Genomic DNA, 21,856 nt, shown 5'->3' with positions numbered 1-21,856 from the left:
CAAGCCACTTCCCGTCCCACCTGCCACCCCACCTGACCAGCAAGAATCAACCGGTATCTCCAACAGCACGAGCCCCACAACCCGGCGGCCCGAAAATCGCTGAATACGCGGGCAGACCAGGTGAAAACGACCTCTTAGTCAAGAGCGCCATGGCGTCCTCGGTTTCGCGATCGAGGAGCCTGACTGCCGGGTTGCGGGCGCGAGGCCGGCCCGGAAGGCCACTCCTAATCTCCGCGAGGGCCCGGCACCGGTCACGACAGCAGAGTCGGCTGAACGTGGAGTTCGAACCACGGAACGGACATGCGGAGGCCAAGCGGTGCGCCGGTGAGGTTACTCACCGCGGGCTCGGGTACGCCTGATGCCTCCGCTTGCCTTTGTCGTGCCGCGGGTCAGGTGGCGGGCAGGGCTGTGGCGAGCAGGACGACTCCGAGTGAGCCGACGAGGGAGACGACCGCCAGGGCCCGTGCCAGGTCGGTGCGGCCCTTGGAGTGGGCGATTCCGTGTCCTGCCGCGGCGAGCATCACCACCACGAAGAGGGCGAGTTTGGTCGCCAGGGTACGGCCGTAGCCCGGTTCGGCGAGGGATGCCCAGGTGACTCCCCTGTGCCAGGCCATGGCCCAGCCGGTGGCCAGCTGCACGGGCAGGAACACCGCTCCGGTGAGCATTCCGAACCGGCGGCCGGCTGCCGCGGTGAAGGTGTCCTTCGCCTCCGGCGCGAGCAGGTGGCGGGCCAGCGGCAGGATCACCAGGGACAAGGCCAGTTGGCCGCCGACCCACAGGGCGGCGCCGGCCACGTGCGCGAATCGCACCAGGGACCACCAGCCGACGGTGTCCATCAGCCGCTCACCTCCACCATGCCGTGGGCACCGGCATCGGCGTGGCGCATGTCGTGGTCGACGAAGGCGTAGTGGCCGGCTTCGGGGAACGTGGTTTCCACGAAGCCGCCCTGCGCCGTGGCCAGGTCCAGTACCTGGGAGCCGCCGGGCTGGTCCGGCTTGAGGAGGTGGGCGCCCTCCTTGTACACGGTGTCGAAGACCGTGCCGACGATGTGGAAGGCGATTCCGTCGGACGGTCCGGCGGCGATGACCCAGAAGCGGGCCCGCTCGCCGGCCTTCACCTTCAGGGGCTGTTCGGCGTACTGGTCGGCGACGCCGTTGAACGCCCAGGCGTCCGGGGTTCCGTTGCGCATCTTTGCCACCTGGGCGGTGCTGCCGGGCGTGCCGAGGTAGAGCTCGGAGGCGACCAGCGCGTATTCGTGGTCGACCTTGGGCAGGCCGGGTGGGTCGATGATCACGGCGCCGTACATGCCGTTGCCGATGTGCTGGAGCATGGGTGCGGTGCTGCAGTGGTACAGCCACGCTCCTGCCTTTTCGGCGCGGAATCGGTAGACGAGGCGCTCGCCGGGCTGGATGGTGCGCATGGGCTTGTCGGGGGCGAGGGATCCCGCGTGGAAGTCGATGCCGTGGCCCATGCCTTCGTCGTCGTTGGCGAGGGTGACCTCGAAGACGTCGCCGACCTTGCCGTGGAGGGTGGGGCCGGGTGCGGTGCCTCCGAAGGTCCACATCTGCTGCTTCACTCCTGGGGCCACTTCCACCGTGGTGTGCGCGGCGTGCAGTTCGACCTTGTGCACCGTCCCGCCGGGCGCGGGACCCAGGTCGGCATCGCGCGGCTGCCAGCCCGGGGAGAAGTCGGCGGAGAGGTCGAGGCCGCCTGTGGTGGTCGTCGTGGAGGAGTGGCCGTCGTGCCCGCTCGCGTGACTGGTTTCGCCGGAAGTGCCGGCGTCGCCGGTGACGACGATGTCCATGGTCATGCCGGCCGCCTTGTGGCCCGGCAGGGTGCACCACGCCTCGCGGCTCTTGGTGACTTGTCCGACGTCGAGTACGCGGGTCTGGCCCTTGGCGAGCATCGGGGTGGCGGGACCGTCCTCTACCTTGAGGTCGTGGCGCTGGGCGTCGGTGTTGGTGACCTCCAGCCGCAGCGTGGTGCCCGCGGCGACCTCGATCCGGGCCGGGCGGATGCGCATGTCAGCCAGGGTGACGGCGACCGTGCGGGTGGGCCCGGCGCCCGCGGCCGCCGTCCCGGCACCGCTCGCCCGGCTGCTGGTGTCCCCGCCGCTGTTGGCCACGAGCACGGCCAGCACCGTCAGCACGGCCCCCGCGGCGGTTCCCCACAGGGCGGGGCGCCGCAGGGCGCCGGCCCTGCCCTCGTCCGTGAACCGTGCCCGCCCGCTGCGCACCAGCACACGCACCACCAGCGCGAGGAACGCGAGCCCCGACACGCCGACCAGCAGCATGCCCGCCGAGCCGCCCGGGTCGGGAAGTGGCAGCGCCAGCAGGGCCACACCCAGGTTGAGCGCCACCAGCCGCGGCGCCCAGCCCCACTCCAGCACGGCTCGCAGCGAGGCCCGTTCCTTTGGGCCGCTGGCCAGCACGATGGGGAGCAGATAGGTCAGCGCCCCGATGAGGACCTGCGCGACGAGCCCGACGAGCAGCACAGGGACCACCGACGCGAAGTCGTCCCGTACGTCGGTGAGTGGCCGCGCGGCCAGCAAGATCAGGTCCACGACCACCCCGACCAGCAGCCACCCCATGGCCGCGGCCAGCATCCATGCGGCGGCCGTCGAGATCGCGGGCCGTCGGTGCACCGTCCGGATGAACAGGTGCGCCGCGGCGGCGACACCGGCCGCATAGAGCGCGACGCCCAGCGCGGCGCCCAGGCGCCAGCCTGCGGACAGTCCGGCGACGGCGGTGAGCAGGCCGCCCCCGGTCAGCACCAGCACCCGGCGTGCCAGCCGGGTGGTGTGCTCGGCCATGCGTACGCCCAGGACAGTGGGCCAGAGCATGAAGAGCGTGCCCAGTACGGGCAGTCCGATCCAGCCGAGGATTGTGGCGTGCACGTGGGCGAGCTTGATGCCGGTGTAGTGCTGCGGGCCGGCCTTGCCGGTGGCCAGCAGCCAGCCCAGGACCGCGCCGATGATCAGTGCTGCCGTGGCGGCCCGGTAGTAGTCGGCGATCGGGGCGAGCCGTCCGCCCAGCGCGCCCCGGCCCATGCGGACGAGGACGACCATGTGGGCACCGGCCGCGGTGATCAGCAGGGCGCAGCCGACGCCGGTCAGGACAGGCCGGTCGATCCACATGCCGGTGAGGACGCCCACGGCGCCGGCGTTGGCGCCGGCCAGCCGGGTGTTGCTCCAGCGCCGGTCGGGGAGCTTGGCGTGGAGCATGGCGACGGCGAAGTGCTCGCTCCACACCATGATGGCTGTGGTCGCGGCGCCGAGCAGGAACAGGTGGATGGCCAGCCAGCGTGCTGCCGGCAGCGTCTGCGGAGCGCTCGCCGCCAGCAGCGCGAGCACCACCCAGGCCGCCACCAGGATGTGGGCGGCCAGGTGCCGGCTGCGCAGGGCGGATGCCTTGAACCTGCTGGGCGGGCGGCCACCGCCCGTGGCCGGTTCATCGTTCTTGCTGTACACGGGGCTCCTCGGCGCCATTTGCGGTGGTCGGACGGGGACGAACAGGCGCTTGCGAGTCGCCGGCGTTGGACAGCAGCGTGGCCAGTTCCCGCTGGTACGGGAAGGATCCGGGCAGGTAGCCACACCACGGCTCCTCGGCATACGGGTCGCCGGTGACGCCGTAGGCACGGGACCGCGAGCCGCCGCAGACCCGGCGGAACTCGCACGCCCCGCACCGGCCGCCCAACCGGTCGGCGTCCCGCAGCCGGGTGAACAGCTCAGAGGTGCGATAGATCGCGGTCAAAGGGCTCTGGCGTACGTTTCCGGCACCCAGGGGCAGGAAGCCGCTGGGGTGGACGGTGCCGGTGTGCGAGACGAACACGAATCCGCGGCCGGCGTTGACGTCCAGCGGTGGGCGCCGGACCCGGCGCGCGCGGGCCAGGCCCAGGCCGGCGGCCCGGTCGGTCAGCTCCTGGTACAGCGGTCCGAGTCCGAGCACGGCCACGTGGTCCTCGCCGCTGTCGGCGAGGACCTGGCGCTGCAGGGCGACGCGGCGGAAGTGGTGGGCTTCGGTGGTCTTCGCGGGCACGCTCAAGCCGACGTCGTAGACGAAGTTGAGGACGTCCTCCACCTCACCGGCGGTCAGTGCGCCGAGGCTCCGGCCGCGGCCGGTGGGCACCAGGAAGAAGGCGCTCCACAGCATCGCCCCGTGCTCGGCGACCAGGCGGACGATGTCGGGCAGGTCGTGCAGGTTGTGCCGGGCGACGGTGGTGTTGATCTGCACCTTCATGCCGAGGGCGCGGGCGGCGTCCCAGGCGTCCAGGGTCCAGCGGAACACGCCGGGCACCCCGCGGAAGTCATCGTGCAGGTCGGCGGTGGAGCCGTCCAGGCTCAGCGAGAGGCCGACGGCGCCCGCCGCGTGCAGCTCCCGCAGGCGTTGCTCGGTGAGCGTCGGCGTGCCGGAGGGCGAGACGGCGACGCGGACCCCGACCCGGTGGCCGTAGGCGATGAGCTCGGTCAGGTCGGGGCGCTGGAACGGGTCGCCGCCGGTGATCACGAACAGCGGGGCGGGCTGCCCGAAGGCGGCCACCTGATCCAGCAGGTCCTTGGCGGCGGCGGTGTCCAGCTCCCGCGGGTCCCGGTCGGGCACGGCCTCGGCCCGGCAGTGCAGGCAGGCCAGTGGGCAGGCCCGGGTGGACTCCCAGATGACGATGAACGGGCGCTCGCCCGCGTCGTGCCGCTGGCGGCGGACGGCGTGGGCGGTGGCGCTCACCGTGCGGCCCTTCCCAGCGCCCTCGCACTGTGTCCGGCCGCCCTGGAGTCAGGGCAGAGCTGGCGGCCCGCTGGACGATGGCCGGGCCGGACCGGGCGCGGCACCCGCCGTGAGCGGCAGCGGTGGAACCGGCCTGGGGTGCGGTTGGCGGGGTCGTGCACGGGATACCTCCGGATCGGTCGCCGCCGGCATCCGCCGGCGGCGGTGGTCGCCGCGGCGGCCGATGGTCTTCACGTCGGGGGCCGATCGTCCCCTCTTCCCACGAGGTGCGCCAGGGCCGTCCAAGGCGCCGCATCGCCGGTGGGAGAGGGATCGGCCCCGGCAGGGTCAGGTGGGGTTGGAGGAGCGGGGTGTCAGGGCGTCCGCGGTGACCACGAGCGCAGCTCCCAGGCCGGTGAGGGCGGCTCCCATGCCCGTGACCAGGGTCGTGAGGTGCCATGCCTGGTAGGCGGACATCAGCGAGGCGCGCAGGGACTGGCCCATGAACGCGGTCTGGCGCAGCTGGGAGAGCTTGTCGTCGTCGCCTCCGGCGGCGTGCAGTTCCGCGCTGATTTCGGCATAGGTGCGGCCGCCGGTGGCATGGGCGATGTTGCCCTTGATGAATTCCGCGTAGGCGTGCGCCTCGGGGCCGGTTTCCACCTGGTGGCCGGTATAGGGAGTGAGATCGGCGGGCAGCCCGTGGTCGGGGAAGGTGATCTTCTGGGCGGCCAGCTCGGTACGGATCTCCTTCCTGCCGCTGCGGCCGCGCCACAGCATGACGGGGCCGGCGACCAGCAGAGCTACGCCGACCGTCCCGAGCAGGGTGCCGGCCCGACGGTGCGATCCGTCCATGACGTGTCTCCCTTCGTGTCTCGCGTGCTTACGGACGTGCAGGGCGGGGGCGAGATCGGCGCGCCCTCGCATGGCGGTGCGGCGGGTCAGCGGTGGCTGAGCCGCAGCCGCCAGGCTTCGGGGCCGCGTTCGAGGTATTCCACCGAGAACAGCCCCGGGCTGCGCTGCTCGATCTGCGCGAGCAGCGGCAGCGGGTCGTGGGGCGCGACCAACACCATCGCGGTGCCGGAAGGGACGGCGTCGAGGGCGCCGAAGACCGTGGCGTGGCGTATGGCGTGCGGCACGTCCCTGACGTCCAGCTGGGGTTCGTCGTCCTCCTGGCCGCCGCCGCAGCCGCACACTCCGCCGCAGCCGCCGCTCTCCTCGGTCTGCTGTTCGTTCATGTCGTGGCCTTCCTCGCGGCGCCGGTCTCGGGGTTCGCCCGTGGTGGACTCATTCGCGAGCTGGTGGTGCATGGTGGCGAGCAGCTCCGCCAGAGGGACGTCGGGCGTCATGGCGAGCAGCGGCAGCACGAGACCGTTCTCCTTGGCCAGGTGCTCCTCGAAGAGCACCTGCAGAGCGCGGGCGTCGGCTGCGGCATCCGCCGGGCCGGGTGCGGCGCGCAGGGCGCCTACGAGCGTGGTGAGGCAGCGGTGTTCGCCGATCAGGCCCTCGACGAGCAGGCGGGCCTCGGGTATGCGGCGGGCGGCGGGGTAGAGCGCTGCTTCCTCGGCCGCGACGTGGGGCAGGAGCGAGCGGTCGCAGAAGGCCATCAGACCGGTGTGGATCTTCTCGGCGGCGCTCGGGTCGCGGTCCACGGCGGTGAGCAGCATCTTCACCCGTCCGGCCAGCTCGCCGGCCAGTCGGGCGTGGTGTGCCTCAGCTGTTTGCAGGGCCGTGGCGTCCTCGGGGTTCGAGGCAAGGGTCAGCTCGCTCATGTCGGTCTCCAGCAGGTCGGGCCGGCTTCAGCTGGCCCATGCGGTGGGCAATGGCATCCGAATGCAGGCGCTCCAACGGATGCCGCGTCCAGCCGCGCGGACGGCCGGACGCACGACCGAACCGGGCGACCCGCGCCGTACGCGCTGCGCCTGCGGCAGCCAAGGACGGTGCCTGGCCACCGGACCAGGCGCAGGATGCGTCGTAACCGACAGATGGGCAACTACGGTTCGATCAGTGCCCAGCATGCATGACCGGTCTGAGGCACTCCCCTGCCGACCGGACCCGGCACCGGGGCCATTGGTCCCTGCTGTGCCCGGCCCGGACGGGGCCGGACGGCCGTGCGGCAGGGACCGCCAGCCCTGGGTGCACCATGCAGGCAACACCTAGCGTTCCCAGTCATGGAGAACGATCAGAACGCAAGGCGTCAGGCGCCGGCTGCTGGTGAGAGCTGGCCGCTGGCGGCCCGCCGGCTGCTCACGCGCAGCGAGGTGTCGGCCGACGGGCGCGCCGTGTTCGGCGCCGTCGACGGCAAGTGGGAGGGCTTCTACCGAGACCGGTGGGCGCACGACAAGGTCGTGCGCTCGACGCACGGGGTGAACTGCACGGGTTCGTGTTCGTGGATGGTGTACGTCAAGGACGGCATCATCACCTGGGAGCACCAGGCCACCGACTACCCCTCGATCGGCGCCGACTGCCCCGAGTACGAGCCGCGCGGCTGCCCTCGCGGAGCGTCGTTCTCCTGGTACACCTACTCCCCCAGCCGGGTGCGCTACCCGTACGTGCGCGGTGCGCTGCTGAAGCTGTGGCGCGAGGCCCGCAAGCGGCTCGGCGATCCGGTGGCGGCCTGGGCCGAGATCACGAGCGACCCGGCGAAGGCACGGGCGTACAAGAAGGCCCGGGGCAAGGGCGGTCTGGTGCGCGCCGAGTGGCACGAGGTCAGCGAGCTGATCGCCGCCGCCCAGGTGCACACCGTCAAGACGTATGGCCCCGACCGGGTCGCGGGCTTCTCACCCATCCCGGCGATGTCGATGGCATCCTTCGCGGCCGGTGCGCGGTACCACTCACTGATCGGCGGCACCCTGCTGTCGTTCTACGACTGGTACGCGGACCTGCCCATCGCCTCCCCGCAGGTCTTCGGCGACCAGACGGACGTCCCCGAGGCGGCCGACTGGTGGAACGCCGGCTACCTGATCATGTGGGGCTCCAACATCCCGGTCACCCGCACGCCGGACGCCCACTTCCTGACCGAGACCCGCTACAACGGCACCAAGGTCGTCGCGGTCAGCCCGGACTACGCCGACAACGTCAAGCACGCCGACGAGTGGGTGGCCCCGCACCCCGGGACGGACGGGGCGCTGGCGATGGCCATGGGGCACGTGATCCTGCGCGAGTTCCTCGTCGACCGTGAGGTCCCGTACTTCCAGGACTACCTGCGCTCGTTCACCGACGCGCCGTTCCTGGTGACCCTGCGCGAGCACGATCGCGGTCTTGTCCCGGACGGGTTCCTCACGGCCGCCGACCTTGGCCACGATGAGGAGCACGCCGGGTCCAAGACGGTCGTCCTCGATCGCGTCACCGGCCGCCCCACCGTGCCCAACGGCTCGCTCGGCTTTCGCTGGGCGAAGGAGGAACAGGGCCGCTGGAACCTCCACCTCGGCGACACCGTTCCCGAGCTGAGCCTGCTTGAGAGCGCCGAGGAGTCGGCCGAGGTCGCGCTGCCCCGCTTCGACGAGGGTGACACGGAGGGTGGTTCGGTCATGGTGCGCGGGGTCCCCGTGCGGCGGATCGGCGGGCGTCTGGTCACCACCGTCTTCGACCTGATGCTCGCCCAGTACGGGGTGGAGCGGCCGGGTCTGCCGGGCAGCTGGCCGTCCTCTTACGAGGACGCGTCGGAGCCCTATACCCCGGCCTGGCAGGAGACGATCACCTCCGTGCCGGCCGAGCAGGCGGCCCGGATCGCCCGGGAGTTCGCTCGCAACGCCGAACGCACGAACGGCCGCTCCATGATCGCGCTGGGCGCCGGCACCAATCACTGGTTCCACTCCGACACCATCTACCGGGCCTTCCTGGCGCTGACGACGATGACCGGCTGCCAGGGCGTCAACGGCGGCGGATGGGCGCACTACGTCGGCCAGGAGAAGGTCCGCCCGGTCACCGGGCAGCAGCACCTGTCGTTCGCGTTCGACTGGCAGCGGCCCACCCGGCACATGGCCGGCACCTCGTACTGGTACCTGAACTCCGACCAGTGGCGATACGAGGCGTTCGGGCCGGAGGAGCTGGCCTCTCCCCTCGGGGAGGGCCGGTTCCAGGGCAAGGGGTTCGCCGACTGTCTGGCGCAGGCCGTGCGGCTGGGCTGGACGCCCGGCCACCCCGGCTTCAACCGCAACCCGCTCGACCTGACGGACGAGGCCGCAGCCGCGGGCCGTCCCGTCGCCGAGCACGTCGTCGACGAGCTGAAGTCGGGGCGGCTGCGGTTCGCGGTCGAGGACCCGGATGACCCGGCGAATTTCCCGCGGGTGCTGACGGTGTGGCGGGCGAACCTGCTGGGCTCGTCCGGCAAGGGCAACGAGTACTTCCTGCGCCATCTGCTGGGCACGGACGCGGCGGTCCGTTCCGAGGAGACACCGCCCGAGTACCGCCCGAAGGATGTGGTGTGGCGGGAGGAGACTCCCGAGGGCAAGCTCGACCTGATGGTCTGCATGGACTTCCGGATGACGTCGACCGGCCTGCTCGCCGATGTCGTGCTGCCGGCGGCGACCTGGTACGAGAAGGACGACCTGTCGTCGACCGACATGCACCCCTTCGTGCACGCCTTCACCCCGGCCATCGCCCCGCCGTGGCAGGCCCGCACCGACTACGACACCTTCCTGACCATCGCCGACAAGTTCAGCGAGCTGGCCGCCGAACACCTCGGCACCCGCACCGACGTCCTCGCGGTGCCGCTGCTGCACGACACCCCGGACGAACTCGCCCAGCCCGGCGGGGTCGTACGGGACTGGAAGGCCGGTGAGTGCGAACCCGTCCCCGGGCGGACCATGCCGAAGCTCGTCGTCATCGAACGGGACTACGCGGCGGTGGCGCAGAAGATGCGCGCCGTGGGCCCGCTGCTGGACACCCTGGGCACCACCACCAAGGGCGTCACGGTCCACCCGGACCGGGAGATCGACGACCTGCGGCACCGCAACGGCACCGTCAGGGACGGAGTCGCCGCCGGGCGGCCTTCGCTCGCCACCGCGTCCCACATGTGCGAAGCGATCCTCGCCCTGTCGGGCACCACCAATGGTCGGCTGGCTACCGAGGGCTTCCGTGAGCTAGAGCGGCAGACCGGCAGCGAGGGGCTGGTCGAGCTCGCCGCGGAACGCGAGGCGGAGCGGATCACCTTCGCCGACACCCGGACCCAGCCACGCTCGGTGATCACCTCCTACGAGTGGTCGGGCTCGGAGACAGGTGGCCGCCGGTATTCGCCCTTCGTCATCAACACCGAGCACAGAAAGCCCTGGCACACCCTCACCGGACGCCAGCACTTCTTCGTCCAGCACGACTGGATGGCCGAACTGGGCGAACAACTCCCCGTCTACCGGCCCCCGCTCAACACGCCGCGCCACTACGGCGACGAGCGTCTGGGCGAGGACGGCCGCGCGGAGGTCACCGTCCGCTATCTGACCCCGCACTCGAAGTGGTCCATCCACTCGAACTACCAGGACAACAAGTACATGCTCGACCTCTCCCGGGGTGGGCCCACGATCTGGATGTCCACCGCCGACGCCGAGAAGATCGGCGTCAAGGACAACGAGTGGATCGAGGCGTACAACCGCAACGGCGTTGTCGCCGCCCGGGCTGTGGTCACCCACCGCATGCCCGAGGGCACGGTGTACATGTACCACGCACAGGACCGCAACGTGAACGTGCCGAAGACCGAGGTCAGCGGCAAGCGGGGCGGCATCCACAACTCACTCACGAGGCTGCTGCTCAAGCCCACCCACCTCGCGGGCGGCTACGCGCAGTTCACCTACGCCTTCAACTACTACGGACCGACCGGCAACCAGCGCGACGAGGTCACGGTCATCCGCCGTCGCTCGCAGGATGTGGAGTACTGACATGCGCGTGATGGCACAGATCGCGATGGTGATGAACCTCGACAAGTGCATCGGCTGCCACACCTGCTCGGTGACCTGCAAGCAGACGTGGACCAACCGCACCGGTGTCGAGTACGCCTGGTTCAACAACGTCGAGACCAAGCCCGGTGTCGGCTACCCGCGCCGCTACGAGGACCAGGAGCAGTGGAAGGGCGGCTGGATGCTCGACAAGCGTGGGCGTCTCGTCCTGCGCTCCGGCGGGCGGATCAAGCGTCTCCTGTCCCTTTTCTCCAACCCGGACCTGCCGTCCATCGAGGACTACTACGAGCCGGTCACCTACGACTACGACAATCTCGTCAGCGCCCCGGCCCAGAAGGACATCCCCGTCGCCCGTCCCCGCTCCGTCCTCACCGGCAAGCCCACCGCGATCACCTGGGGCGCGAACTGGGAGGACGGCCTGGGCGGCGCGCCCGAGCACGCGGGCGGCGACCCCAACCTGTCCGGGGACTGGGCGGAGAAGGTGAAGTTCGAGTTCGAGCAGACCTTCCTCTTCCACCTGCCCCGGCTGTGCGAGCACTGCCTCAACCCCGCCTGCGTGTCCGCCTGCCCGTCGGGCGCGATGTACAAGCGGGTCGAGGACGGCATCGTGCTGGTCGACCAGGACCGCTGCCGGGGCTGGCGGATGTGCGTGACGGCGTGCCCGTACAAGAAGGTCTACGTCAACCACGCCACCGGCAAGGCCGAGAAGTGCACCTTCTGCTTCCCGCGCATCGAGGCCGGCCAGCCCACCGTCTGCTCCGAGACCTGCGTGGGACGCCTGCGCTACTTGGGGTTGCTGCTGTACGACGCCGACCGGGTCGGCGAGGCCGCGGCCACCCCGGACGAGAAGGACCTGCTGGACGCCCAGCGCGGTGTCTTCCTCGACCCGCACGACCCCGAAGTGATCGCGGCGGCGCGGGAGTCCGGTATACCGGAGGACTGGCTGGACGCGGCCCGCCGCTCCCCCGTGTACGACCTGGTCATGCGGTACAAGGTGGCTCTCCCGCTGCACCCGGAGTACCGCACGATGCCGATGGTCTGGTACGTGCCGCCGCTCTCCCCGGTCCTGGACGCCGTCGACACGGCGGGCGGAAACCAGGACGACCCCGACCACGTCTTCGCCGCCGTCACCCGGCTGCGCATCCCGCTGGAGTACCTGGCGGAACTGTTCACCGCCGGGGACACGGACGTCGTCGCAGGTGTGCTGATGAAGCTCACCGCGCTGCGCTCGTACATGCGCGAACGCACCCTCGGCGAGTCCGGCGACGAGGCCGTACTCAAGGCCGTCGGCCTGACCGCGCGCGAGGCGGAGGACCTGCACCGGCTACTCGCGGTCGCCAAGTACGCCGACCGGTACGTCGTCCCCGCCGCGCACAAGGAGGACGCCGCCGCGCTGACCGCGATGGAGAACCGATGCCCGGTCGAGTCCTCCGGCGACCCACAGCCCACCGACGGCCGCCGCGTGATGCTCGGCATCCCCACCCTGCGTCGCCGCACACCCGAAGCCCCTGCCGGAGGACGTCCGTGAGCCCGCTGCCCTCAACGCTTCCCGCCCTCGTCCGCACCCGCGTCCGCGCGGCCGTACGTCGGCCGTCCCAGCTCACACCTGAGGAGACGGCGGGCCGCTCCTTGATCCTGCGGCTCGTGTCGCTGCTCCTGCAGTATCCCGACGCCGAGCTGACCGAAGGCCGGTCGGAGCTGACCACCGTGGTTCAGGCCCTCCCGGCCACGCCTGCGGCGGAACACCTCGCCCGGTTCACCGACTGGTTCGCCGCACAGGATCCCGAGGCGCTGGAGCGTCACTACGTCGAGATGTTCGACCTGCGCCGCAAGAGCAGCCTCTACGTCACGTACTACCTTCACGGCGACACCCGCCGCCGCGGCATGGCCCTGCTCACCCTGAACCAGCGTTACAAGGCCGGGGGCTGGAACACCGACCGGGGAGAACTGCCCGACCACTTGCCGGTCGTACTGGAGTTCGCCGCCCTCGTGGGACCGGGTGGGGGCGAGGCACCGCTGCGCCAGCACCGGCGCGGGCTTGAGCTGATCCACCAGGCGCTGACCGACGCCGACTCCCCGTACCGGCACGTGCTGGCCGCCCTGCTCACCCTGCTTCCGCCGCCCACCGAGGCCGACCGCGCGGCGGTGGCCCGGCTCGTCGCCGAGGGCCCGCCGAACGAGGAAGTCGGCCTCGACCCCTACGGGACCTACGGGGACGGCGAGTTCGCACCGCCGGGCACGTTCGCGCCGCCGACGGCCGCCCCGCCGACCTGTGTGCCGCCCGCTCCGACCAGCCGTATGGAAGGCCCTCGATGAACGCCGTACCGACCCCCCAGGCCGCCCCGTCCACGAGCGGCGCAGATCTCCTGTTGTGGGTCGCCGTCCCCTACATCTGTCTCGCGGTGTTCGCTGTCGGGCACGTCTGGCGCTACCGCCAGGACCAGTTCGGCTGGACCTCCCGCACCACCCAGCTCCTCGAACACCGCTGGCTGCGCTTCGGCAGCCCGCTGTTCCACCTCGGCGCCTTCATGGTGATCGCCGGGCATGTCGTGGGACTCGCCGTTCCCGACTCCTGGACCGAGGCCCTCGGCGTCACCGAGCACGCGTACCACACCACGGCCGTCTGGGCCGGCTCGGTGGCGGGCGTCGCGATGGTCGCCGGACTGGGGATGCTGTGCGCCCGCCGACTGCTGACACGATCGATCCGGCTCGGCACCGACCGCAGCGACAAACTGCTCTTCCCCCTGCTGTCCGCCACCGTCCTGCTGGGGATCACCGCCACCTTCGCCCACAACGTCTTCGGCACCGGCTATGACTACCGCTCCACGGTTTCCGTCTGGTTCCGCGGCCTGTTCTTCCTCCAGCCGCAACCCGAGGCCATCGCCGGCGCACCGCTGCTGTTCCAGCTGCACGCCCTGAGCGCCTTCCTGCTCTTCGCGGCCTGGCCCTTCACCCGGCTGGTCCACGTGTGGAGCGCCCCCATCGGATATCTGGCCCGCCCGTACCTCGTCTACCGGCGTCGGGCCACACTGGCCACCGCGGCGCCGACGAGCGCGGGCCGGACCCGGCCCACTTCCGGCTCACGGCGAGCCGCATGAGCCACGGGACCACGTCGGCGCCGGACGCGACGACCGTCCGGCGCCGGCCGGCGATGGGCACGCGCCGCCGCACGGGACGGGTGATGGTCCTCGCCGGGATCGTCGGCTGGCTCGCCTCCTTCCAGCTCGCCGTGGACGACTGGCGGCTCCTCAAGGATCCGGCGTACCAGCCGCCGTGCAACATCAGCCCCGTCGTGAGCTGCGGCAGCGTCATGTCCAGCCCGCAGGGCAACCTCTTCGGCTTCCCCAACATGCTGCTCGGACTCGGTGCCTTCGCCGCCGTGACCGCCCTGGGCGTCGCAGTGCTGGCCGGGGCACGCCTGCACCGCCGACTGTGGCTGGCCCTTGACGCCGGGGCGCTGGTGGGAGTGGTGTTCGCGCACTGGCTGATCGTGCAGTCGCTGTACGAGCTCAACAAGCTCTGCCCCTACTGCGCCGTCGTCTGGGCCGTCACCATCGCCCTGTTCTGGTACCTGACACTGCACTGCCTGGAAGGGGGCATCCTCCCCGCGCCCCGGGGTGTACTGGACATCGTCCGCGACACGCACTGGATGCTCCTCGCCGCCTGGTACGGGGTGATCATCCTGCTTGTGCTCACCCGCTTCTGGCCGTACTGGAGCAGCCTCCTTTGACCGACGGCAGCGCTCCACACCGCCTCCTCCCGGCCCGGGAAAGATCACCATGGACGACGTCCTGAAGGAATGGACGGCTGCCGTACAGGCCGATCCTGGGATCGGCCTCGAAGTCGACCGGGCCCTGTTTCTCGCACTCGCGGGCGACGCCGCTCACGGAGTCGCCCGGCCCGCCGCCCCGCTGACGACCTTCCTCGTCGGGTATGCGGCGGGGCAGGCGGGAGGAGGACCGAACGCCGTGACCGCCGCGGCCCGGCATGCCGCAGAACGCGCCGCCCGGTGGGCCGGTGAGACCGACCACGCTCCCGGGGCCGCGTAGCCGCCGGGCACGTCCCGCGCACCCTTGCGCCCTGACCTCGTGCATCGTCGGCGAAGTCAGGGCGCAAGGGTGCGCGGCGACGCCGACACCGTCAGGCGGACGCCCCACGGGAGTCGTACGGCCGGCCGAACGGGCTCACCGGTGAGGCGGCGTTACGCACCTCCCGCACCCCGGGATGACGCAGCCGCAGCTGACATTCCAGGCGCTGGTGCAGCGTGAACCAGGAGGCTGGGCAGCCGTGACAGGCACCGCCGAGGCGGACGGTGACGACTCCGTCGCGGACCTCGACGAGGTCTATGCCGCCGCCGTGGGACCGTGCGAAGTCACCCACCTCCCCGGCCAGGACCTCTTGCGCCGCGCCGTACAGCCGCGCGTCGTCGTCGCCGGGGGCGGTCCCGGTGACCGCGATCCATCCCGCGGGTTCGTCCAGGGCGGCATGTAGTGCGGTGCGGACCCTGGCGCCCTCTTCGTGCCATGTGCGGCCGGCACCGAGACGGGTGACGACGGCTTCGCCTTCCAGGGCGATCCGCGCCAGCGTACCGTCGCTCAGCAGGGCGGCCAGCGGTGCGGGGACCTCGGCGAGCGGGCCGGTGCCGGCGAGGACTCCTGCGGGAATGATCCACCGAAGCCGGTCGGACCGACCGGGCACCGGCTGGGGGTGTACGGGAATCATCGCCGCGGCTCACCCGCCCAGCACAACGGTGACGGTCCGGGCCACGTAGGCCATCAGCCAGGCCAGGACGGTCAGATAGGTGAAGGCCGTCAGCGGCCATCGCCAGGTGCCGGTCTCCCGGCGCAGGACGGCCACAGTGGCCATGCACTGCAGCGCGTACACGAAGTACACCAACAGCGCGGCAAGGGTGGGCGCGGTGAACACCGGCTCTCCCGCACGTGGTCCATCGGGGTAGGTCATGGCCTGCAGTGCCTGGTCGGGGCGTTCGGGGTCTTCGGCGGCGGCGACTTGCCCGAGGGTGGCGACGAAGGTCTCCCGGGCGCCCTGGGCCGACAGCACACCGACGTTGATGCGCCAGTCGAAGCCCAGCGGGTCGAAGACCGGCGCGACCAGGCGGCCCAGGTCGGCGGCATGGCTGTGGTCGACGGTGTAGGCGGACACGGCAACGGAGTCGGTGGTGTCGACGCCGGCTGCGCGCAGCTGCGCGTCCGTGTGCAGGGGCAGGTTCAACAGCAGCCACAGAACGACGCTGGTGGCCACGATGACGGTCGAGCACTTGCGCAGGAATGCGTACGCGGAGGACCACATCGCCGCCAGCACCGCGCGCGGGGCGGGCAGCCGGTAGGGCGGCAGCTCCATGAAGAAGGGCACAGGTTGACCGTGCCGGTCGCCGAGTCTCTTGAACGCCCAGGCGGCCAGCATCGCGGAGACTGCACCCAGCAAGTACAGGCCGAACATGACCAGCCCCTGCGCACCGAACGGGCCGACTGTCACGGTCGGGTCGACCAGCAGTCCGATGAGCAGCACGTAGACCGGCAGCCGCGCCGAGCAGGTCATCAGGGGCGCGGCCATCATCGTGGCCAGGCGGTCCCTGGCCGAGGGCAGCGTACGCGTAGCCATGATGCCCGGTATGGCGCACGCGAACGACGACAGCAGCGCCACGAACGCCCGGCCCTCCAGACCGAAACGCGCCATCACCCGGTCCATCAGGAATGCCGCCCGCGGCAGATAGCCCACCCCCTCCAGCAGGGCCAGGAGCAGGAACAGCAGCACGATCTGCGGAACGAACACCAGCACGCCCCCGACACCGCCGATCAGGGCGTCCCCCAGCAGCCCGGACAGCCACGGGTTGCCGACTTGGGTGTGCACCTTGTCCGACAGCCATGCGAACAGCGTCTCCACCCAGTCCTGCATCGGCGCGGCGACTGTGAAGACGGTCTGGAAGAACAGCGCCATGACCGCGAAGAACACCGCCGTCCCCCACACCGGGTGCAGCAGCACCGCGTCCACCCGCCGGGTGACCCGGTGGCGCTCGGGCGGCCGGTAGCCGGCGAAGGCGAGGACCGATTCCGCCCAGGCGTCCTGCTCGCCCGGGTCGGCGGGCGGCGCAACGGCCGGTGTCTGCCAGGTGCGCCACGTGGTGAGCCGCTCGCGTAGCTGCGCGATGCCCAGCCCGCGGTGGCCGACCACGGGCAGCACCGGCACACCGAGCGCCTGCGCGAACGCGTCGACGTCCAAACGTCCCTGGCGGCGTGCCAGTTCGTCGGTGAACGTCACCACCACGCAGCTCGGCAGCCCGCGGGCCAGGACCTGGGCAAGGAACCCCAGGGAGCGCCGCAGCGTGGTGGCATCCACCACGACCAGCAGCGCGTCCGGCCGGTCCGCACCCTCCAGCCGGCCGTCGAGCACGTCGACGGTGATCCGCTCGTCGGGGCTGATCGGCTCCAGGCCGTAGGTGCCGGGCAGATCCTCGATCGTGTGCAGGTGGTGGCCCGTCCGGGCGGTCCCGGTGTAGCGCGACACGGTCACCCCGGGGTAGTTGCCGGTCTTGGCGCGCAGGCCCGTGAGGCCGTTGAAGACGCTGGTCTTACCCGAGTTGGGGGCGCCGACCAGGGCGATCCGCGGCGCTGCGGTCAGGGGGGCGTCGGCGCCTGCGGCGTCGTGGCAGCCGGTGCTCACCGCTTCACCTCGACGATGTGCACGCATGCCGCCTGGGCCCGTCGAAGACACACCTCGTAGTCCTTGACCCGGTAGAGGATCGGGTCGCGCAGCGGTGCCCTGCGTACGGCCTCCACCACCGCGCCGGGCGTGAACCCGAGGTCGTGCAACCGACGGACCATGGCGGGCGCCCCGTCGGCGACGACGAGCGCCACCGTGGCACGAGCACCGGGGACGAGGTCCGCCAATGAGCGCGGCGCGGCTTCCGTGACGACGGTCCCGCGTGCGCTCGCTTCCTCGTGCACCCCACCAGAGCCAATCATCTGCGTCTCCATCACATCGCGCCCCGCGGCGGTACCGCCCCGCAGGAGGAACATCTGGTAAGGCGAGGCTAACTTCGCCTGTGCGATGGACAGGTGGGGCTTACAGCCCTACGGCAGGGGCCACTCGGCCCCATCAGGGCGGGACCACCGGGCCCTGAGGACGAGCACATCGTCCACGGTGCCGGGCACGCCAATGGGACTGTCCGGCCGCCTTGACGGACCGGTAGCGGGCGGCCGGACAGTGACCGATCCGGCAGGACACCGCAGCCGACGGCGGCCTTGAGTCCCGGCCCCGGGAAACCGCGGCCGTCGTCGGCCTCGACGGTCCCCGGGAGCGAGCCGCCCTCACGCAAGGGCGTGACATGGCGGGTCGCGATCACTCCTTTGCACGATCAAAGGATTTTCCGCTCCGGGAGGATCCGGCGGGTCCGTTCCGTGCGGCACTCACGCGGGGGGCGCGCCGGGCTCCGCCGCCGCGGGCTGGACCGTCGGGATGCGCTGGGTGAAGAACAGTGCGATGAGCGCCGCGAAGGCCAGGATGGAAAGGGCAGCCCGCAGCCCGTCCAGCCTCGCCTCCTTGTTCGCCTCCAGCGCGGCCTCGGCCGCCTCCGGGCTGACGCCGGCTGCGGCGAGGGCGCTCTCCAGCTGGGCGTCCGACAGGAAGGGTGCGCCGCTTTCGAGCTGTACGGTCGTCTGGCTCTTGACACTGCTCGGGACGGCCGGGTTGGCCTGGACGCTGGCCAGGAAGGAGGACGTGAGCGACGCGATCATGATCGATCCGGCGAGTGCCGTGCCGATGGAGGAGCCGAGGTTGGTGACGGCGTTCTGGACGCCGCCGACCTCAGCGGACTGCGACTGCGGCACCGCCGACACCGTGACCGAACCGAGCTGGGACGCCAGCGCGCCCATCCCGAACCCGATCAGCAGCAGGGGCACGGTGACCACCTCCGCCCCGGCGTCCGCGTCGAGCGCCGCCATCAGGACCACCGCTCCCACGAGCAGGGCCAGGGTCCCGAGCCGGACCACACGGCGCGGCGACACGTCCGGGAGGAGCCGCGGGATCAGGACAGCGGCGGCCAGCAGCGTCACCGACAGCGGCAGCAGCCAGGCGCCGGTGGCCAGTGCCGACAGTCCGAGGGCCACCGACAGGTAGAGCGGGACGACGAAGAAGACGCCCATCATCACGAGGTACTGGAAGAAGAACATGGTCAGCCCGCCGGCGAGCTGCCTGTTCTGCAGCATGGCCGGGTCGACCAGGGGCTCCCGGCGCCGCCGCACCAGACGGTGCTCCCAGCGGAGGAAGAGCCAGATCAGGAAGATCCCGAGCAGCATCAGCCAGACGGTCAGGGAGACCCCCAACCAGGCGGGCCCGCCCGCCTTCGGCTTGAACCAGCCCCACTCGTCGGAGCGGAGCACGCCATACACGAAGACCCCGAGCCCGAGCGCCGACAGGACGGCGCCGACGAGGTCGATGCGGGGGCGTTCCTCGCTCACGGCGTCCGCGATGGGGCGGGCGAGCAGGAGGATGCCGGCCACCATCAGCACCTCGCCGGCGAAGACCCACCGCCAGGAGAAGTAGGTCGTGGCGATTCCGCCGATGAGGGGGCCGAGCGCGATGGCGATCGCGCCGGCCGCCGCGACGAGACCGTAGGCGGCTGGGCGGCGCTCCACGGGGAAGTTGCCGGCGACGAGCGCGACGATGGCAGGCAGGATGAGCGCCGCCCCGACGCCTTCCAGGAACGACCAGCCGATCAGCAGCACGGTGAGGTTGGGGGCGAGCGAGGTGACGAGGGAGCCGCAGCCGTAGATGACGCAGCCGATGAGGAAGGCGCGTTTGCGGCCGATCAGCACCCCGACCTTGCCGCCGGGGATCATGAGCATGGCCATCACGAGGGTGTAGGCCGTGATGGCGCCCTGGATCCCGGTGACGGTCGTGCCGATGTCGTCGGCGACCGTCGCGATGGAGACGTTCATGACGGAGCTGTCGAGCGCCATCAGGAACTGGCCCGCCGCGAGTGTCAGCAGGACGAGTCGTGCCTTCGACGGGGTCCCGGTCGCCGTGCCTGCCCTGGAAGCCATGCGTGCATGCTTCCAGCCGCCGACCTGACGGGCCGGACGACCCGCCCGGAAGTCAGCCGGTCGGACAGCCGGCCACCGGGTCGTCGTGGACGAGGGCGCAGACCATCCGGGCAGGGCCGGAGCCCCGTGGCGAAGCCCTTCGGCCGGTTCCCCTGCGCAGCGCGCCCGTCTCGTACGGTGACCGCTGCGCGCCCTCGCGCGCCCGGCGCTCGGCAGACCTAGAGTTGAGGACGAGGGCGTGCCGGGACTCGGGGCGGCCGTTCCCTCGGTCCCATTCCCCGCGCCAGGGCGCGACAACACCCCAGGAGGACATGCGACATGTCCACTGCATCTGAAACCCCGGTTCTGGACACCCTCGCCGCCATGACGGGCGATTCGCTCGAACGCTGCGGGATGGACGCGAACATGCTGCTCCTGATCCGGATCGCGGCCCTCGCCGCCTCGGACGCTCCCCCGATCTCCTACGTCGCGCACATCGACCCCGCCCTCAAGGCCGGGCTGACGGCGGAGCAGTTGCAGGACGTGCTGGTGGCCATCGCCCCGATCGTCGGCACGGCTCGCGTCATGACGGCCGCGGGCAACATCACCAAGGCGCTCGGCGTGGCCATCGCCGTCGCCGAGGCCGAGGCCCAGGCCGAGATGGACGCCATGGGCTGACGCGGAAACGGCCGTCCACCGGCACCCCGGGACCCGGCCAACGCGCAGGCAGATCCGTCAGGCCAGGCGGTCGGTGAGGCAGTCGGTCAGGAGGGCCTCGATGTCCCGGAGTGCGATCACCGCGATGCGCGCGGTGCCCAAGGCCACGCCCGAGGAGCGCGCGGCCATCGGCAGGGAGGCCCGGAGCCGTTGCCCCCGGTCGGGGCACGGCGTGTACCAGCCCTCTCCCGGCCGGCCGGATCCCTTGGCGATCCTGGAGGCGCAGTCCGCGACACGCGTGCCCGAGCTGGTCCCGATCCGCTACGCGCGGATGACGGAGTCCCCGTTCCGCTTCTACCGGGGAGCCGCCGCGATCATGGCGTCCGATCTGGCCGGCACCCCGGACTCGGGGATCGCGGTCCAGCTCTGCGGTGACGCCCACCTGCTGAACTTCCGCATGCTGGCCTCGCCCGAGCGGCGGCTCATGTTCGACATCGCCGACTTCGACGAGACGCTGCCCGGCCCCTGGGAGTGGGACGTCAAACGGCTGTCCGCGAGTCTGGTCATCGCCGCCCGGGCGAACGGCTTCGACGAAGCCGAGCGCGCCCGCATCGTGAACTCCGTGGTGCGCTCGTACCGCGAGGCGATGACCCGCTTCGCCGGGATGGGCAATCTCGACGTCTGGTACGCCAAGATCGACGCGGAGGGCCTGGAGGCCCTCGTCACCGAACAGCTCGACAAACCCGCCCGCCGGAAGCTGGCCACGGCGATGGCGAAGGCCCGGTCGCGCGACACCCTGCAGGTCTTCGACAAGCTCACCGAGGTGGTCGACGGCACCCCGCGGATCGCGGCGGACCCCCCGCTGCTGGTGCCGCTCGGCGGCCTGCTGCCGGAGGACGAGCGCGACGAGCTCGTGGGCCGGCTGAGCGCACTGGTCGGCCACTACGGGCACACGCTGGAGAGCAACCGGCGGGCGCTGCTGGAGGACTACCGCCTGGTGGACGTCGCCCGCAAGGTGGTCGGCGTCGGCAGCGTCGGCACCCGCTGCTGGATCCTGCTGCTGCTCGGCAGGGACGACCGCGACCCGCTCTTCCTCCAGGCCAAGGAGGCCGACACCTCCGTGCTCGCCGACCACGTCGGCGCCAGCCTGTACGCGAACCAGGGCGAGCGCGTGGTGTCGGGGCAGCGGTTGATGCAGGCGGCGAGCGACATCTTCCTCGGCTGGGAGAGGGTGGACGGCATCGACGGCAGGAAGCGGGACTTCTACATCCGCCAACTGCGCGACTGGAAGGGCATCGCGATGCCGGAGACGATGTCGCCCGCACAGCTGGAGACCTTCGGCAACGCCTGCGGCATGACCCTGGCCCGCGCGCACGCGCGGTCCGGAGACCGGGTGGCGATCGCCTCTTACCTCGGCCGGGGTGACGTCTTCGACCGGGCGCTCGCGGAGTTCGCCGAGGCGTACGCCGACCAGAACGAACGCGATCACCAGGCTCTCGTCGACGCGGTGCGGGCGGGCCGCCTGCCGGCACGGGAACTCCCGACGGCCTGAGCGCGATCCGGACGGCGCCCC

16 protein-coding genes and 1 pseudogene are annotated in these 21,856 nt (G+C 71.3%); 8 read left to right on the top strand and 9 right to left on the bottom strand.

The window, feature by feature from the left end:
* Window positions 1-389 precede the first annotated feature (389 nt).
* From ACFWFZ_RS22820 to ACFWFZ_RS22800, 5 genes are all read right to left on the bottom strand, one after another.
* Entirely contained in the window at window positions 390-836 is a 447-nt protein-coding gene (locus tag ACFWFZ_RS22820) for a hypothetical protein (RefSeq protein WP_387124637.1), read from the bottom strand.
* Window positions 836-3,469: a multicopper oxidase domain-containing protein gene (locus ACFWFZ_RS22815; RefSeq protein ID WP_387124636.1), complete on the bottom strand. Its 2,634-nt coding sequence runs from the start codon at window positions 3,467-3,469 to the stop codon at window positions 836-838. Before ACFWFZ_RS22815 ends, ACFWFZ_RS22820 begins: the two co-directional genes overlap by 1 nt.
* Complete coding sequence (locus ACFWFZ_RS22810; RefSeq protein ID WP_387124635.1) at window positions 3,450-4,721, bottom strand: TIGR04053 family radical SAM/SPASM domain-containing protein; 1,272 nt, start codon at window positions 4,719-4,721, stop codon at window positions 3,450-3,452. The genes ACFWFZ_RS22815 and ACFWFZ_RS22810 overlap by 20 nt, the downstream gene beginning before the upstream one ends.
* Window positions 4,722-5,048: 327 nt before the next feature.
* Window positions 5,049-5,552, bottom strand: a complete 504-nt coding sequence (locus ACFWFZ_RS22805) for a hypothetical protein (protein WP_387124634.1) — start codon at window positions 5,550-5,552, stop codon at window positions 5,049-5,051.
* Window positions 5,553-5,638: 86 nt separating this feature from the next.
* On the bottom strand, window positions 5,639-6,469 hold the full coding sequence (locus ACFWFZ_RS22800) for a DUF2249 domain-containing protein (RefSeq protein ID WP_387124633.1): 831 nt from the start codon (window positions 6,467-6,469) through the stop codon (window positions 5,639-5,641).
* A gap of 399 nt (window positions 6,470-6,868) precedes the next feature.
* On the opposite strand from ACFWFZ_RS22800, the gene ACFWFZ_RS22795 reads away from it, so the two are divergent.
* The 6 genes and pseudogenes from ACFWFZ_RS22795 to ACFWFZ_RS22770 all read left to right on the top strand — a co-directional run.
* Window positions 6,869-10,567 (top strand): nitrate reductase subunit alpha, encoded by a 3,699-nt coding sequence (locus ACFWFZ_RS22795; protein WP_387124632.1) that lies wholly within the window; start codon window positions 6,869-6,871, stop codon window positions 10,565-10,567.
* A 1-nt stretch (window position 10,568) separates the two neighbouring features.
* The gene (gene narH, locus ACFWFZ_RS22790; protein WP_387124631.1) at window positions 10,569-12,113 is read left to right on the top strand and encodes a nitrate reductase subunit beta; all 1,545 of its coding nucleotides are present in this window, start codon (window positions 10,569-10,571) and stop codon (window positions 12,111-12,113) included.
* A complete protein-coding gene (gene narJ / locus ACFWFZ_RS22785; protein ID WP_387124630.1) occupies window positions 12,110-12,901 on the top strand; it encodes a nitrate reductase molybdenum cofactor assembly chaperone in 792 nt (263 codons plus the stop codon). The genes narH and narJ overlap by 4 nt, the downstream gene beginning before the upstream one ends.
* Window positions 12,898-13,683 carry a respiratory nitrate reductase subunit gamma gene (narI, locus tag ACFWFZ_RS22780; RefSeq protein WP_387124629.1) on the top strand — a complete coding sequence of 262 codons (786 nt, stop codon included), beginning with the start codon at window positions 12,898-12,900 and terminating at the stop codon, window positions 13,681-13,683. Before narJ ends, narI begins: the two co-directional genes overlap by 4 nt.
* Window positions 13,680-14,315 (top strand): vitamin K epoxide reductase family protein, encoded by a 636-nt coding sequence (locus ACFWFZ_RS22775; RefSeq protein ID WP_387124628.1) that lies wholly within the window; start codon window positions 13,680-13,682, stop codon window positions 14,313-14,315. Before narI ends, ACFWFZ_RS22775 begins: the two co-directional genes overlap by 4 nt.
* A gap of 58 nt (window positions 14,316-14,373) precedes the next feature.
* Window positions 14,374-14,634, top strand: a pseudogene (locus ACFWFZ_RS22770) (DUF6457 domain-containing protein); the annotation flags it as partial.
* Window positions 14,635-14,725: 91 nt separating this feature from the next.
* Here ACFWFZ_RS22770 and ACFWFZ_RS22765 read toward each other — a convergent pair.
* From ACFWFZ_RS22765 to ACFWFZ_RS22750, 4 genes are all read right to left on the bottom strand, one after another.
* Entirely contained in the window at window positions 14,726-15,283 is a 558-nt protein-coding gene (locus tag ACFWFZ_RS22765) for a NifU family protein (protein WP_387124627.1), read from the bottom strand.
* Between the two features lie 33 nt (window positions 15,284-15,316).
* Window positions 15,317-17,266 carry a ferrous iron transporter B gene (locus ACFWFZ_RS22760; RefSeq protein WP_387124626.1) on the bottom strand — a complete coding sequence of 650 codons (1,950 nt, stop codon included), beginning with the start codon at window positions 17,264-17,266 and terminating at the stop codon, window positions 15,317-15,319.
* On the bottom strand, window positions 17,263-17,568 hold the full coding sequence (locus ACFWFZ_RS22755) for a ferrous iron transport protein A (RefSeq protein ID WP_387124625.1): 306 nt from the start codon (window positions 17,566-17,568) through the stop codon (window positions 17,263-17,265). Before ACFWFZ_RS22755 ends, ACFWFZ_RS22760 begins: the two co-directional genes overlap by 4 nt.
* 444 nt (window positions 17,569-18,012) lie before the next feature.
* The gene (locus ACFWFZ_RS22750; protein WP_387124624.1) at window positions 18,013-19,647 is read right to left on the bottom strand and encodes an MFS transporter; all 1,635 of its coding nucleotides are present in this window, start codon (window positions 19,645-19,647) and stop codon (window positions 18,013-18,015) included.
* A 318-nt stretch (window positions 19,648-19,965) separates the two neighbouring features.
* On the opposite strand from ACFWFZ_RS22750, the gene ACFWFZ_RS22745 reads away from it, so the two are divergent.
* Together ACFWFZ_RS22745 and ACFWFZ_RS22740 are read left to right on the top strand one after the other, a co-directional pair.
* A complete protein-coding gene (locus ACFWFZ_RS22745) occupies window positions 19,966-20,304 on the top strand; it encodes a carboxymuconolactone decarboxylase family protein (protein WP_387124623.1) in 339 nt (112 codons plus the stop codon).
* A 100-nt stretch (window positions 20,305-20,404) separates the two neighbouring features.
* On the top strand, window positions 20,405-21,835 hold the full coding sequence (locus ACFWFZ_RS22740) for a DUF2252 domain-containing protein (RefSeq protein WP_387124622.1): 1,431 nt from the start codon (window positions 20,405-20,407) through the stop codon (window positions 21,833-21,835).
* Window positions 21,836-21,856 lie beyond the last annotated feature (21 nt).

It is taken from the genome of Streptomyces sp. NPDC060232 (genome assembly GCF_042726555.1).
Lineage (GTDB): Bacteria > Actinomycetota > Actinomycetes > Streptomycetales > Streptomycetaceae > Streptomyces.
This window is presented reverse-complemented; position numbering and strand designations above follow the sequence as displayed.